This window comes from Mycobacterium sp. ITM-2016-00317 (assembly GCF_002968295.1).
Lineage (GTDB): Bacteria > Actinomycetota > Actinomycetes > Mycobacteriales > Mycobacteriaceae > Mycobacterium.
This window is the reverse complement of record NZ_CP134399.1, coordinates 5,391,053-5,404,800: the sequence shown is the minus strand read 5'-3', so window position 1 is coordinate 5,404,800 and position 13,748 is coordinate 5,391,053. Positions and strand designations below refer to the sequence as shown.

The window sequence follows — 13,748 nt, the reverse complement described above, 5'->3', positions numbered from 1 at the left end:
CGCGAAACAGTAATCGCGCGCCGGTCGACGGCCTCCGAATCACCACCGGACACACCAGCCCCAGCCATCCGCGCTGTGCAGACGTCCACTCGCACTTTCACTGGAAAGCTCGGATAGCTGGTGCGCCAGGGACTTCAGCTGGTGTGGGCGGTCGCCGCCCCGTCCAGCTCGCGCTTGGTCTGCTCGTCCAGCGTGATGTCGCGCACGGCGGTGTTCTCCTCCAGATGGGCCACCGACGACGTCCCCGGGATCAACAGCACGTTCGGCGCCACCGACAGCGTCCACGCCAGCACGACCTGGGCCGGGGTGCGGCCGAGCGTCTGCGCCTCCCGGACCACGGCCGGGTGGTTGAGCACCGGGTTGTCGGCCACGAAACCCGAACCGAGCGGGAAGAACGGCACGAACGCGATGCCGTGCTCCGAGCACAGGTCCAGCACCGGCTGCGATGTCCGGTCCAGCAGGTTGTACGCGTTTTGCACGCACACGATCTCGGTGCGTTCCAACGCTGTTCGCAGATGCTCGGCGCCGATGTTGCTCAGCCCGATGCCGTCGATCAGACCCTCGTCGCGGGCCTGGATCATCGTCGACAGTTGGCGGTCGAACAGTTCGCGGTCCACGGTGTCGGCGGCCGACCCGTCCTCACCGAACAGCCGCAGGTTCACCGCCGCCAACCGGTCGGTGTCCAGCGTGCGGAGATTCTCTTCGATCTGGGCACGCAGGTCGTCGGGTTCCTGCGCGGGCAGCCAGTTTCCCTGCTCGTCACGCTTGCCGCCGACCTTGCTCACCAGCGCGAGACCGTCGGGGTAGGGGTGCAGCGCCTCGCGGATCAGTTCGTTGGCGACGTCGGGGCCGTAGATCTGCGCGGTGTCGATGTGGTCGATGCCCAGCTCGAGCGCGCGCCTGAGCACGGCCACGGCTTGGTCATGATCGCGGGGCGGCCCGAAGACGCCGGGGCCCGGCAGTTGCATTGCGCCGAAACCGACGCGTCCGACCGTGTGCGGGCCGAGGGGAAAGGTGTCCATGCTCTGTACCTACGCGAATTCGGCGCGATTCGTTCCCGTTGGTGGGCACAAACCGCGCCGAATTCACTGGAAAGCCAGAAGGGTCAGTCCTCGCCGAGGACGTGGTAGATCTCGCGGCGGGCGGTGTTGACGATGTCGAGGATGCGTTGCTGCTGTTCCGGCGTGGCCGCGTGCGCCGACTGTGCGATGGCGCCCATCAGCTGGCCGGCGGCGTGGCGCAGATCCATCGCACCGGGATCTGCGTCCTCGGTGATGGTCTTCCAGGGCGCCGTCTCGATCTTCGCCGCGGCCTCGCGACCCTCGTCGGTGAGCTCGAACAGCTTCTTGCTGCCGCCGGTCTCGGTGGCCGTGAGCAGGCCTTCGTCGACCAGCAGCTGCAGGGTCGGGTAGATCGAGCCGGGGCTGGGCTTCCACAGCTGCTGGCTGCGCTCGTTGATCTCCTGGATCATCTCGTAGCCGTGCATGGGCCGGTCGGTGAGCAGCGTCAGGATCGCCGCGCGCACGTCGCCGCGCCTGCCGCGGCCACCGCGTCGGGGTCCGCCGCGCCGGCCGCCGGGGCCGCCCGGGCCGAAACCGCCCGGGCCGAACCCGCGACCGAAACCGCCGGGGCCGAAGCCGGGTCCGAAACCGCCGGGGCCGAAACCGCCGGGGCCGAAACCGCCGGGGCCGAAACCGCCGGGGCCGAACCCTGCGTCGCCGCGATGCTCGCGGACGTGGTCACGGAACTCGCGACGGGACTGGCGGCGACGTCCGTGCAGGACGCGGGGATCGACCCGGCCGAAGCCGAGACCCTGGCCTCCGTGAGGGCCTCCGTGAGAGCCCTGGAAAGGGCCCTGGAACGGGCCGCCGGGTGGGGTGAAGGGGATGTTCATGAGGTGCTCTTCTCTGTCGAAGGAAGCACAAGTGAGCTTCCGATACGTTGACGATATATCGGAAACTATCGCGATGCAACGATCAATTGATCAGTCCGGCATGCGATCGATGACCGACCTGGCCCATTGCGCCTGCATCGCGTGCAGTCGCAGTCCGTACTCCAGGGCCGCCAGCCCGAAGAAATCCCCGTCGGCCGACCCGGTGGGCTGTCCTGCCGTCAGTGAGTCCCGCAGTGCGGTCAGCCGCCGGATCTCGGCCTCGGCGTGCTCGGCCATCACGTGCAGATGCGCACGCGCCTGCTCCGGCGGAATCAGGCCGAGCAGGAAGACCCGCAGCAGAGCCGCGCTGCGGAACGGCGGATCGTCCTGCGGGCTGGTGACCCAGCGCTGCAGTTCGGCGCGGCCCGCATCGGTGATCTGGTACTCCTTGCGGCCGCGCGGACCGACGGCACACACCTCGATCAGCCCTGCGGCGGCGAGCTTGTTGAGCTCGGAGTACAGCTGGCTCTGGGTGGCCGGCCACACGTTGGCCATCGAGTTCTCGAACTGCTTGAGCAGGTCGTAACCGCTGGCCGGGCCCTCGGCCAGCAGGCCGAGGGCGGCTATCCGAAGGCTCATGGCGGCATAGTACGGCCCCGATATTCCAGAAGTGGACTATCGGGGCCGTACGCGGGCGGCGGTCAGGCCACGGGTTCGGGAGCGGTGTCGGCCACCGCGTCCCGCAGCGGCGACATCCGCCACGGCCCGCGGGTTGCCAGCAGGTAGTACAGGGCGAACCCGACGCCGCACCCGATGAACCAGCTGTACTGCGCCGCCGCGGACATGCCGGTGACTGACCCCCCGAGCAGTACCGGAATCACCGCGAGCGTCGCGCCGACGAGAGTCGCCGCGACCGCGACCGGGTTGTAGCCCTTGGCGTACCAGTAGTTGGCCTTCGGGCTCATCGTGAACAGGTCGTCCACCACGATCTTCTGCTTGCGCACCAGGTAGTAGTCGGCGATCAGCACACCGAACAGCGGGCCGATGAACGCGCCCAGGGTCTCCAGCGTGTAGTGGATGACCTCCGGGTTGCTGTACAGGTTCCACGGGGTGATCAGCACCGAGCCGACCGCGGCGATCATGCCGCCCATCCGCCAGCTGATCTTCTGCGGGCTGACATTGGAGAAGTCGAACGCCGGCGAGATGAAGTTCGCGACGATGTTGATGCCGACGGTGGCGATGCTGAACGTCAACGCGCCCAGCACGATTGCCATCGTGTTGTCGATGCGGGCCACCGTCTCGACCGGGTCGGTGAGCAGTTCGCCGAACACCGGCACCGTCGCGGCGGCGGTCATCACCACCAGCAGCGAGAACAGCAGGAAGTTCACCGGAAGCCCGAGGAAGTTACCCCGCTTGACCGCCTCGAAAGACTTGCCGTAGCGCGAGAAGTCGCCGAAGTTCAGCATCGGGCCGGAGAAGTACGAGACGACCAGCGCGATCGCGCCGAGCATGATCGCCAGCGTGTTGCCGTTCTTCTCGCCGCCGAGGGTCAGGCTGACGTGCCAGCCGGAGCGGTACAGCAGGTATCCGCAGAGGATGAACATCACGACGTAGACGGCCGGTCCGCAGAAGTCGATGAACTTGCGGATCGACTCCATGCCACGCCAGAACACGCACGCCTGCACCACCCACAGCAGCAGGAAACTGCCCCAGCCGAGCAGGGACAGGCCGGCGAACCCGTAGTTCTCCACCTCCGCGTAGGGCATCAGGCCGGGAAACAGCTTGAGCAGCACCACATCCAGGGCCGCCGAGGCCAGGTAGGTCTGGATGCCGTACCACGCCACCGCGATCAGACCGCGGATGATCGCCGGGATGTTGGCGCCCAGCACGCCGAACGAGCTGCGGCACACCACCGGGTAGGGCACGCCGGTCTGCTGGCTGGGCTTGGCCACCAGATTGCAGAAGATGTTCACGATCACGATGCCGACCAGCAGCGCGATCAGCACCTGCCAGCTGGCCAGGCCGAGCGCGAACAGACTGCCCGCGGTCACGTAACCGCCGACGCTGTGCACGTCGGACATCCAGAACGCGAAGATGTTGTACGACGTCCAGCGCTGCTTGACCAGCGGCGCCAGATCCTCGTTGGTCAGCCGGGGGTCGTAGCCGGGCTTGATGAGGCCTCCACCGACAGGATGTCCGGAGGCTTCGACCATGTCGTCGGCGCCGACGCGGGCGCCCGGGGGCAGATCTCGGATGTCTGTCATGGATCAGCTTCCTGCTCGAAGGCCAAGAACGTCGATGCACGGAAGCTAGTTACGGCGTGTTTCTCCACCGTTGCGCCGAGAATATATTTCGCGAACCCGGCCGTCAGGCGCCGTCGATCACCAGCCCGGTGTCGGCCGGCAGTGACGCCACCACCCCGTTGAGTCGGTTGTTGTGCGTCGCCGCGGCGGCCAACAACCCCTCGGCGTCGCCGGCCAGGAACGCGTCGAGCATCACGCGGTGGTCCTCGTGCAGCACCGTGCGCTGATCTCGGCCCACGTGCACCATCAGCTGCACGGGTTCGGTGATGTTCCAGGCGTTTTCGAGCATGCGCACCAGCCTCAGCATGCGGGACGGGCGGCTCAGCGCCATGTGGAACTGCCTGCTGTACCGGTGATAGGCCTGCGCGTCGTCGAATTTCAGTGCCTGCGCCATGTTGTCGTGCGTCTCGGTCAGGTGGGCCCGGTCGGCGGCGGTGGCCTTGTGTACGGCGGCGGCCATCGCAGCCGATTCGAGCGTCTCCCGCACCAGATACATCTCGGCGAGTTCGCTGGCGGTCAGTTGCGCGACGGCGTAGCCGGCATTCGGCCGGTGCTGCACCAGTCCTTCCCCGGTCAGCGTTTTCAGGCTCTCCCGGACCGGGATGTGGCTCACTCCGAACAGATCGGCGACCTCGCTCACCGGGATCGGGGTGCCGGGCGGGACGGCCCCGTCGAGGATCACCCGACGTAGTTCGTCGACGATGTTCGGCGCGGGCGTCCTGCCGCGGCCGACCACCGCCTTGAACAGCGCCGCGGAATGTCGGCGATCAGGCATTCTGGTGATCCTCCTCCGCATGTGACGGGTTCGCGACGCGAACACATTCCACTATTGACATGTCACTAGTGGGATGTCAGTGTGGAGCAACCGTGACAGGAGGTTCCGCCCCATGACCGAGACCACCTCAAAGCCCACCCCGGTCGACGCCGACCAGGTCTTCAAGGTCGGCAACTACGCGCCGGTGCCCGACGAGCTGACCGCGTTCGACCTGCCGGTGGAGGGAGCGATTCCCCCCGAGCTGGAGGGCTGGTACCTGCGCAACGGCCCGAACCCGCGGCAGGCGAGCGGGCACTGGTTCACCGGCGACGGCATGATTCACGGCGTCCGGATCGAGAACGGCCGCGCCGCCTGGTACCGCAACCGCTGGGTACGCACGGACAGCTTCGTCGATCCGTTCCCGCTGTACGGCCCGGACGGCACCCGCAACCTGCGCGCCAGCGTCGCCAACACGAACGTCGTCAACCACGCCGGCAAGACCCTGGCGCTGGTGGAATCGTCGCTGCCCTACGAGATCACCAGCGAGCTGGAGACCGTCGGCGCCTACGATTACGGCGGCAAGCTCACCGACGCGATGACCGCGCATCCGAAGATCTGCCCCGTCACCGGCGAGCTGCACTTCTTCGGCTACGGCAACATCTTCACCCCGCACGTCACCTACCACCGCGCAGATGCCAACGGCGAGTTGGTGATCAACCGTCCCATCGACGTGCCGGCGCTGACGATGATGCACGACTTCGCGCTGACCGCGAACTACGTGGTGTTCATGGACCTGCCGATCGTGTTCGACATGGACATCGCGGCGCGCGGAGACGGACAGATGCCCTACCGCTGGGACGACGACTACGGCGCCCGCTTCGGACTGCTGCGCCGCGACGACCCGTTCGGCGAGGTGCGCTGGTTCGAGATCGACCCCTGCTACGTCTTCCATGTCGCCAACGCCTACGACACGACGACGGCCGACGGCGCCACGCTCGTGGTGCAGGGTGTCCGCTATCCCGAATTATGGCGTAACAACGGCGGATTCGACGCCGACGGCGCGATGTGGACCTGGACGATCGACCTGGAGACCGGTGCGGTGCGCGAAAGCCGGCTCGACGACCGCTCCGTGGAGTTCCCCCGGATCGACGACCGGCTGGCCACCCTGCCCGCCCGTTACGCGGTGTCCGTCGGTGATGCGAGCCTGTTCCGCCACGACCTGCGCACCGGCGCCGCGGTAGAGCACCGGTTCGGCACCGAGAGCGCTCCGGGCGGACCCGGAGAGGCGGTCTTCGTGCCGTCGACCTCAGGGCCGGCCGACGAGAGCAGCGGGTGGTACGTGGGCTACGTGTACGACCCCGAGCGCGACGGCAGCGATCTCGTCATCCTCGACGCCTCCGACTTCGCCGGTCCTCCGGTCGCGAGGATCAAGCTGCCGCAACGCGTTCCCTACGGCTTCCACGGCAACTGGATCGCCGGATAGCCGTCACGACGGCTTCTGCTCGATTGCCGTCTACGACGGCCTCTGCTCGATTGCCGTCTACGACGGCTTCTGCTCGATTGCCGTCTACGACGGCGGCGCGAATCCGCCCGGCTGTGGCGGCGGCGGGGACACCGGCGGGGCCGCAGGCCACTGCGGCGGGGCGGTCCAGACCGGCGCGGGCTGGCTTCCCTGCTGCAGTCGCTCCAGTTCGCGACGGTGCCGCTCGGCCAGCACCGCGGCCAGCACCGGCTCCGGCGGCGTGCCGGGCGGCGGGGGCGGAGAGATCTGCGCGACCACGTCGGTGGCGATCCGGTACGCCATCTCGTCGCGCACCCGCGGATCCAACTGCTTTGCGCGCGAAAGGAACTGGCGCGCCATCTCGGCCTGTGCCGGATGCAGCCCGGACAGCTGCAGCGTCGACGCCCACCACGCCAGCTGCGGCGGCATCATCGGCGGCGGGGCCTGCCGGGGCGCGCGTTCGCTGATCACGACCGTGCCGGCGAAGATGTCGCCGATGCGCTTGCCCTTCGGCGACAGCATGCTGCACAGCACCGCAGGCCCGCCGGTGAGCATCCACAACTCGATCGCCCCGGCCAGTGCGCGGAACAGTGCCTGACGGAACCGTTCAGGGCTGCCGTCCTCGGAGACCACCCGTAGGCCCAGCGCCATCTTGCCCAGGGTCTTGCCGCGGGTGGCGGTCTCGAAGATCGTCGGATAGCCCACCAGCGCCAGCACCGTGAAGATGATCAGCACCGCGCCGGAGAACGCCGGGTCGAACTGCGACAGCGTCACCGCCCACAGGATGACGCCGAGGACGTAGACGACGGACACGACCGTGACGTCGATCAGCGCCGACAGGGCGCGGACCGGCAGTTGCGCGATCTGAACGTCGAGTACGACCGCGTCTCCGGTCACGACGGGTTGTTGCTGGCCGACCATAGACAGCCACGCTACTAAAATCCCGGGAGTGGATGTCGATGCGTTTGTCCTGGCGAACCGCCCGACATGGGAGCGCCTCGAACATCTGGTGAAAAACCGCCGGAAACTGACCGGCGCGGAGGTCGACGAACTGGTCGACCTCTACCAGCGGGTGTCGACCCATCTGTCGATCGCGCGGTCGTCGTCCTCCGATGCGGTGCTGGTCGGCAAACTCTCCGGCCTGGTCGCGCGGGCGCGGGCGGTGGTGACCGGCGCCCACGCCCCGCTGTGGCGTGAGTTCACCCGGTTCTGGACGGTGTCCTTCCCGGTCGTCGTGTACCGGTCGTGGCGGTGGTGGGTGGCCTCGGGCGTGCTGTTCTACGCGGTCGCGGCGGTGATCGCGGTCTGGGTGGCGCACTCGCCGGAGGTGCAGGCGACCATCGGCACGCCCAGCGAAATCCGACAGCTGGTCGACCATGAGTTCGCCAACTACTACAGCGAGCATCCGGCGGCGTCGTTCGCGCTGCAGGTCTGGGTGAACAACGCCTGGGTGACCGCCCAGTGCATCGGGATGTCGGTGCTGCTCGGGATCCCGATCCCGTACGTGCTGTTCCAGAACTCGGCCAACCTCGGGGTCAACGCGGGGCTGATGTTCGAGGCGGGCAAGGGCGACATCTTCCTCGGGCTGATCGCCCCGCACGGCCTGATCGAGCTGACGGCGGTGTTCGTCGCCGCCGGCGTCGGGATGCGGCTGGGCTGGTCGGTGATCTCGCCGGGCGACCGGCCGCGCGGGCAGGTACTGGCCGAGCAGGGCCGCGCGGTGATCGCGGTCGCGATCGGGCTGGCCGTGGTGCTGCTGGCGGCCGGGGCGATCGAGGGCTTCGTGACGCCGTCGGCGCTGCCGACGTTCGTGCGGATCGCGATCGGGGTGGCGGCGGTGGTGGCGTTCTTCGGCTACGTCTTCTACTTCGGCCGCAAGGCGGCGCTGGCCGGGGAGACCGGCGACATCGAGGACGCCCCCGACGTGGTGCCGACCAGCTGAGCGTTTCGCTGGACCGCGAACGTGCACTGACGGTCGCGGAACCGTGCCTGCAGCGACCCGGAGCGCACGCTCGCGGTCAGAGGCGGCCGGCGGCCTTCATCGCGAGGTAGTGGTCGGCCAGGTCGGGCGCGAGTTCCTCCGGTGGCGCGTCGACCACCTCGACCCCCATCCGCCGCAGCCGGGACGCCACCGCGCGGCGGTCGTTGCGGGCCCGCTCCGCGGCCGCGGCGTCGTAGACCTCCACGGCGTCGGCGCGGCCCGCGGCCAGCTTGTCCACCCGCGGGTCGGCCACCGCCGCGACGATCACCCGGTGCTTGGCGGTCAGCTGCGGCAGCACGGTGAGCAGGCCCTCGTCGATGGCCGACGCGTTCAGGTCGGTCAACAGCACCACCAGCGCCTGGCGCCGCACTCGCCGCTGCACCGCCGCGACCAGCGCGCGGGCGTCGGACTCCACCAGCGCGGGTTCCAGCGGCGCCATCGCCGCGACCAGCTGGGCCAGGAGCTCGGTGCGGGAGGCGTTGACGACGGCCGCGCGCGCCTCGCGGTCGTGGGCCAGAAAGTCGACGTGGTCGCCTGCGCGGGCGGACAGCGCGGCCAGCAGCAGCGCGGCATCCATCGACCAGTCCAGGCGGGGCCACCCGGTGGCGGGATCCGATCCGGTCGGGTCGACGCCGACCCGGCCGGCCGACGTGCGGCCGGTGTCCAGCACGATCAGCACCCGTCGGTCGCGTTCCGGGCGCCAGGTGCGCACTACGACGTCGGAGCGCCGGGCGGTGGCCCGCCAGTCGATCGAGCGGACGTCGTCGCCGACGACGTACTCGCGCAGTGAGTCGAACTCGGTGCCTTGGCCGCGGATCAGCACCGGTGTCATGCCTTCGAGCTCGCGGAGCCGGGCCAGCCGTGACGGCAGATGCTTGCGGGACAGGAACGGCGGCAGGATGCGGATCTGCCACGGCACCCGGTGCGAACCCTGGCGGCCGGCCAGCCTGAGCGGGCCGATCGACCTGGCGGTCACCAGCGCCGAGACCTGATCCCCGCGGCGCACCGGCCGCAACTCTGACTGCAGCGTCACCCGTTGTCCGGCAGCGATGTTCACCGGCTGGACGCGCGGTTCGGCCCGGGCGCTGGGCGCCCACGCATCGCGGACCACACCGCGAAACCGTGCGCGGCCACCGTTGTGCACCGTCAGCTCGACGGTCACCGGCTGGCCCAGACGCGCCGAGGTCGGCCCGCTGCGTGTCATCGTCAGCGCGCGCGGACTGCCCGCCAGTGCCACATCCACCATCACCGCGACCGCCAGCAGCGCTGCCAGCGCCGCGAAAGTTGCTGCGGGAGAGGGCGAGAGCACGATCGGCAGCGCGCACAGCAGCGCGATGAGCCCGACGCGACCGGTGAGGACCACGGCCGTCGGCTATCTCGGCACGGGCACCGCGGACAGGATGCCCTCGATCACGCCGTCGGCGCTGGCGCCCTCCAGTTCGGCCTCCGGCCGCAGCGCCACCCGGTGGCGCAGCGTGGGCCTGGCCATCGCCTTGACGTCGTCGGGGGTCACATAGCTGCGGCCCGACAGCCACGCCCATGACCTCGCGGTGGACAGCAGCGCGGTCGCGCCGCGCGGGGACACCCCGAGCTGCAGCGACGGGGAAGTCCTTGTCGCACCGACGATGTCGACGATGTAGCCGAGCACCTCGTCGCCGACCAGCACCTGGCGGACGGCGTCGCGGCCCGCGGCGAGTTCGGCGGGCCCGGCGACCGGCCGCACGAACGACAGGTCCCGCGGATCGAATCCGTGGGCATGCCGGTTCAGGATCGCGATCTCCTGATCGCGCGGCGGCAGCGGCACATTCAGCTTCAGCAGGAACCGGTCCAGCTGCGCCTCCGGCAGCTGGTAGGTGCCCTCGTACTCGATCGGGTTCTGGGTCGCGGCGACGATGAACGGATCCGGCAGCGGCCGGGGCTGGCCGTCGACGCTGACCTGGCGTTCCTCCATCGCCTCCAGCAGAGCTGCCTGCGTCTTGGGTGGTGTGCGGTTGATCTCGTCGGCCAGCATCAGGTTCGTGAACACCGGTCCGGCGCGGAACTCGAACTCGGCGGTGCGGGCGTCGTAGACCAGTGAGCCCGTCACGTCGCCCGGCATCAGGTCGGGGGTGAACTGCACCCGCTTGAAGTCCAGTTGCAGCGCCGCTGCGAGCGTGCGCACCAGCAGCGTCTTCGCCACCCCGGGCACGCCTTCGAGCAGCACGTGGCCGCGGCACAGCAGCGCGATCACCAGACCGCTGACGACGGCGTCCTGCCCGACGACGACCTTGCCGATCTCGGTGCGCAGGGCCATCAACGCGTTTCGGGCACCCTCGTGCTGGGTGGACTGTGTCACGACTGTGCGACCTGCCTTTCGATGTCGTCGAGCGCGCGTGCGAGGTTCACCAGTTCGGCGTCGGTGGCCGGGGGCGGCCCGTACAGAGTATGGGCGACCGAGTGCGCAGCGAGCCCGCACCGGTCGGCCACGGCCTGGCTGAGATCCTGCGGCGACCCGGCCGCGGTCAGGCCGAGCCGCGGCAGCATGCGCTGACGTGCCGCCGTGCGCAGCGACTCGGCGGCGACGTCCCTGGCCCGCCGTGACCGGTACAGCCGGCCCCGGCCCTCGACGGTCTCGGAGGCCCGCACCACGACCGGCAGCTGCTCGGCGACCAGCGGCCCGACGCGGCGGCCCCGCCACCAGGCCACCAGCACCACCGCGAGGATCAGCTGAAGGACCATCCAGTTCACCTGCGGCGGAATGAGATCGGTGAACGATGCGGCGCCGTCGGCGGTGCCGGGCTCATTGCGCTGCGGCGCATACCAGATCATCCGCGGGTGGGATCCGGTCAGGTTCATCGCCAGCGCGGCGTTGCCCTCCTCGGCCAGCCCGGCGTTCGTGACGAACTGGTCGCTGCCCACCACCGTGACGGTGCGCCCCTCGTCGGTGTAGCGCGCGAGCACGCCGTCGTAGCAGCGGATCACCGGGACCGAGCCTCGCGCGTCGAACGTTTCGGCCACGCCGAACTGCACGGCGCCGGCCTGGGTGGCCTCGCGCAGGTCGCAGTCCGGGGCCAGGCCGCCGAACTCGGTGCTGTCGGTCCGGCGCAGCTCGGGGGCCAAGGCTTCCCGGGTCTTGCCGAGCGGGGCGATCAGCAGCCGGTCACCGGGCGCGTCGGCCAGTCGGCGCAGCAGCTCGTCGTCGAACAAGTGGTAGGTCTGCCCGGCGACCAGCAGGGTGTCCGCGCGGGCCTCGCGCTCGACGTCGGCGATCGAGGCGGCCTCCACCACGGTGACACCCTGTTCGCGCAGCAGAGTGATCAGCGCGTGCGCACCGTCGGCCGACGTCGACGTCGGATCGAGATGCCCGCCGGGGCGAGGTGCGGTCAGCCAGGTGGTCAGCGCGGCGACCGCGACGATCGCGGCAAGCCCGAGCAGCACCCAGCGCAGCACCGACCAACGCTGGGTGAAGGTGGTCCCTACAGCGGTGCTCATCGCACCTCCGCCCACGGCTGACGGGTGTGTTCGGTCTGTGCGGCCGCCGGGCCCGAGGTGTGGCTGCCCAGCTCCTCATCCAGTGCGGCGATCATCCGGTACTGCGCCTCGGTGCCGGGCCGCTGGCCGTACGTGACGTCGTTGAACGTCTCTGCGGCGCGGGCCAATTCACCGGCCAGCGCGGGCAGTGCGCGGCCTGCGTCGCGGGCCAGCTCGGTCGCGGTCCGGCCCGGCACGGGATCGAGGACCCCGTCCTCCTCCAGGCTGCGCGCGACCGCCCGGACCCGGTGCCGGATCGCGGGAGCCCAATCACCCTCGGCGGCATGGCGTTCGGCGGTGGCTCGGTGCTCGGCGGCGCTGAGCAGGTGGTCGCCGAACAGCGGCGCCGCGGTGCTGCGCTCACTGCGCATGGCGCGACGCGCGATGCGGATCGCAACCACGACCGCGACGACGAGCAGCACCACGAGCACCGCGACCGTGTACCAGCCGCCGGGGAACTTCGACGCCGAGGCGGTCAGCCGGTAGAGCAGCTCCTCGATCCAGTCCAGCAGCAGGTCCATCGGCGAGGGTTTGGGGTAGATGCTCTTGGCGAGCTCGTTCTGTGCCGCCTCGCGCGCCGCGTCGCGGTCGATGTCCAACGTCGACACGTCAGCGCGCGCCGGTCAGCCAGAGATCGTCCGTCGAATCGGCAGGCGCCTGCGGCCCGGCCGCGGCACCGGTCTGCAGCACCAGGTCGAACGCCTCGGCGCGGATCCGGCGGTCGGTGTACTGCAGGACCGTCACCCCCGCGCTGAACGGACCGGTGATGATCTGGCCGACCGCGCCGCCAACCGAGAACAGCACCATCGAGATCATCGCCGCGGTGGTGGTCGCCGACGCGGTCAGCACCACCTGCCCGCCGATGCTGAACGGGATCGACACCGCACCCGCGATGAACTGGGCCACCACCGCCGCCAGCAGCCAGATGCCGAACACCCGCCAGAAGTCACCCTTGATCAGCGCGAACGACCGCTTCACCGAGGTCAGGATGTCGCGCCGCTCCAGCACGATGGCCGCCGGGGCGAACGTCAGCATCACCGACGCCCAGATCGCGGCCAGCACCGCGGCGAGCACCAGCGGCGCCACGATCAGAAACGCGAGCGGCCCGTCCACCACGGCCACGGTCACCACGATCAGCAGCAGTACCAGGCCGAACCACACGATCAGCGCGAGCGTCTTGAGGACCGTGAACCCGATCAGCGTCCACGCCCGCGGACGCAGCCGCCGCCACGCCTCCCCGATCGTGATGCCCGCGCCGAACACCGCGCGGCCGATCACCACGGTGAGCAGGCCGCTGAGCAGCGTGGTGGACAGCGCAGTGGTGATGACCGTGGCCAGGCTCGAGGCCATCCAACTGACCAGCACCTCGGTGGACGCCGTGTCACCGTCGAGCGACTCGGCGAACTGGCCGGTGAACGCGAACGGCCACAGGGACAGCAGCAGCGCGATGACCTGGGACGCGACCACGACGATGGTCGTCAGACCCAGCGTCGCTTTGGGATTGGCCCGGATGTAGGCCACGGCCCCGTTGAAGATGTCGGACAACGTCAGCGGGCGCAACGGGACGACGCCGGGTTTGAGGACCGGCGGGCCGTACGGCGGGCGGTTTGCGGGACCCCCGTACCCGGGGTAACCAGGCGCGTATCCGGGCGACTGCCAGGACGGCGGCGGGGGCGGGTACCCCTGGTATCCCGGTGGGGGATAGCCGGGGGTTGCTGCGCCGGGGGCCGGTGACCCGGGAGGACCGTATCCGCCGGCGTTGTAGGTCATGGCACCATCCTGTCGATCACCACCGGAATTGACAACGTGGACACTCCCGGGCCTGG

13 protein-coding genes are annotated in these 13,748 nt (G+C 69.7%); 2 read left to right on the top strand and 11 right to left on the bottom strand.

Going from position 1 to position 13,748, the window contains the following annotated elements; translation table 11 throughout:
- Positions 1 to 134: 134 nt before the first annotated feature.
- The 5 genes from C6A87_RS25860 to C6A87_RS25840 form a co-directional block, all read right to left on the bottom strand.
- Positions 135 to 1,022 (bottom strand): oxidoreductase, encoded by an 888-nt coding sequence (locus C6A87_RS25860; RefSeq protein WP_311114850.1) that lies wholly within the window; start codon positions 1,020 to 1,022, stop codon positions 135 to 137.
- A gap of 83 nt (positions 1,023 to 1,105) precedes the next feature.
- Positions 1,106 to 1,894, bottom strand: coding sequence for a PadR family transcriptional regulator (locus C6A87_RS25855; RefSeq protein WP_311114849.1), 789 nt, complete (start codon positions 1,892 to 1,894; stop codon positions 1,106 to 1,108).
- Between the two features lie 90 nt (positions 1,895 to 1,984).
- Positions 1,985 to 2,512: a PadR family transcriptional regulator gene (locus C6A87_RS25850; protein WP_311114848.1), complete on the bottom strand. Its 528-nt coding sequence runs from the start codon at positions 2,510 to 2,512 to the stop codon at positions 1,985 to 1,987.
- Positions 2,513 to 2,574: 62 nt separating this feature from the next.
- Positions 2,575 to 4,137, bottom strand: coding sequence for an NCS1 family nucleobase:cation symporter-1 (locus C6A87_RS25845; protein ID WP_311114847.1), 1,563 nt, complete (start codon positions 4,135 to 4,137; stop codon positions 2,575 to 2,577).
- Between the two features lie 103 nt (positions 4,138 to 4,240).
- The gene (locus C6A87_RS25840; protein WP_311114846.1) at positions 4,241 to 4,951 is read right to left on the bottom strand and encodes a GntR family transcriptional regulator; all 711 of its coding nucleotides are present in this window, start codon (positions 4,949 to 4,951) and stop codon (positions 4,241 to 4,243) included.
- Between the two features lie 112 nt (positions 4,952 to 5,063).
- On the opposite strand from C6A87_RS25840, the gene C6A87_RS25835 reads away from it, so the two are divergent.
- Positions 5,064 to 6,413, top strand: coding sequence for a carotenoid oxygenase family protein (locus C6A87_RS25835; protein WP_311114845.1), 1,350 nt, complete (start codon positions 5,064 to 5,066; stop codon positions 6,411 to 6,413).
- Positions 6,414 to 6,497: 84 nt separating this feature from the next.
- Here C6A87_RS25835 and C6A87_RS25830 read toward each other — a convergent pair whose 3' ends face one another.
- Positions 6,498 to 7,352 carry an RDD family protein gene (locus C6A87_RS25830; protein ID WP_311114844.1) on the bottom strand — a complete coding sequence of 285 codons (855 nt, stop codon included), beginning with the start codon at positions 7,350 to 7,352 and terminating at the stop codon, positions 6,498 to 6,500.
- Positions 7,353 to 7,380: 28 nt separating this feature from the next.
- Between C6A87_RS25830 and C6A87_RS25825 the strand changes: the two genes are divergently transcribed.
- Positions 7,381 to 8,373, top strand: coding sequence for a stage II sporulation protein M (locus C6A87_RS25825; RefSeq protein WP_311114843.1), 993 nt, complete (start codon positions 7,381 to 7,383; stop codon positions 8,371 to 8,373).
- Positions 8,374 to 8,449: 76 nt separating this feature from the next.
- Here the strand turns inward: C6A87_RS25825 and C6A87_RS25820 are convergent, their stop codons facing one another.
- The 5 genes from C6A87_RS25820 to C6A87_RS25800 are packed head-to-tail and all read right to left on the bottom strand — an operon-like array spanning position 8,450 to position 13,692.
- A complete protein-coding gene (locus tag C6A87_RS25820) occupies positions 8,450 to 9,775 on the bottom strand; it encodes a DUF58 domain-containing protein (RefSeq protein WP_311114842.1) in 1,326 nt (441 codons plus the stop codon).
- 9 nt (positions 9,776 to 9,784) lie between these two features.
- Positions 9,785 to 10,705: a MoxR family ATPase gene (locus tag C6A87_RS25815; RefSeq protein WP_311118084.1), complete on the bottom strand. Its 921-nt coding sequence runs from the start codon at positions 10,703 to 10,705 to the stop codon at positions 9,785 to 9,787.
- A 38-nt stretch (positions 10,706 to 10,743) separates the two neighbouring features.
- On the bottom strand, positions 10,744 to 11,883 hold the full coding sequence (locus C6A87_RS25810; RefSeq protein ID WP_311114841.1) for a DUF4350 domain-containing protein: 1,140 nt from the start codon (positions 11,881 to 11,883) through the stop codon (positions 10,744 to 10,746).
- Positions 11,880 to 12,530 (bottom strand): DUF4129 domain-containing protein, encoded by a 651-nt coding sequence (locus C6A87_RS25805; RefSeq protein ID WP_311114840.1) that lies wholly within the window; start codon positions 12,528 to 12,530, stop codon positions 11,880 to 11,882. The genes C6A87_RS25810 and C6A87_RS25805 overlap by 4 nt, the downstream gene beginning before the upstream one ends.
- Before the next feature lies 1 nt (position 12,531).
- The gene (locus C6A87_RS25800) at positions 12,532 to 13,692 is read right to left on the bottom strand and encodes a hypothetical protein (RefSeq protein WP_311114839.1); all 1,161 of its coding nucleotides are present in this window, start codon (positions 13,690 to 13,692) and stop codon (positions 12,532 to 12,534) included.
- Positions 13,693 to 13,748 lie beyond the last annotated feature (56 nt).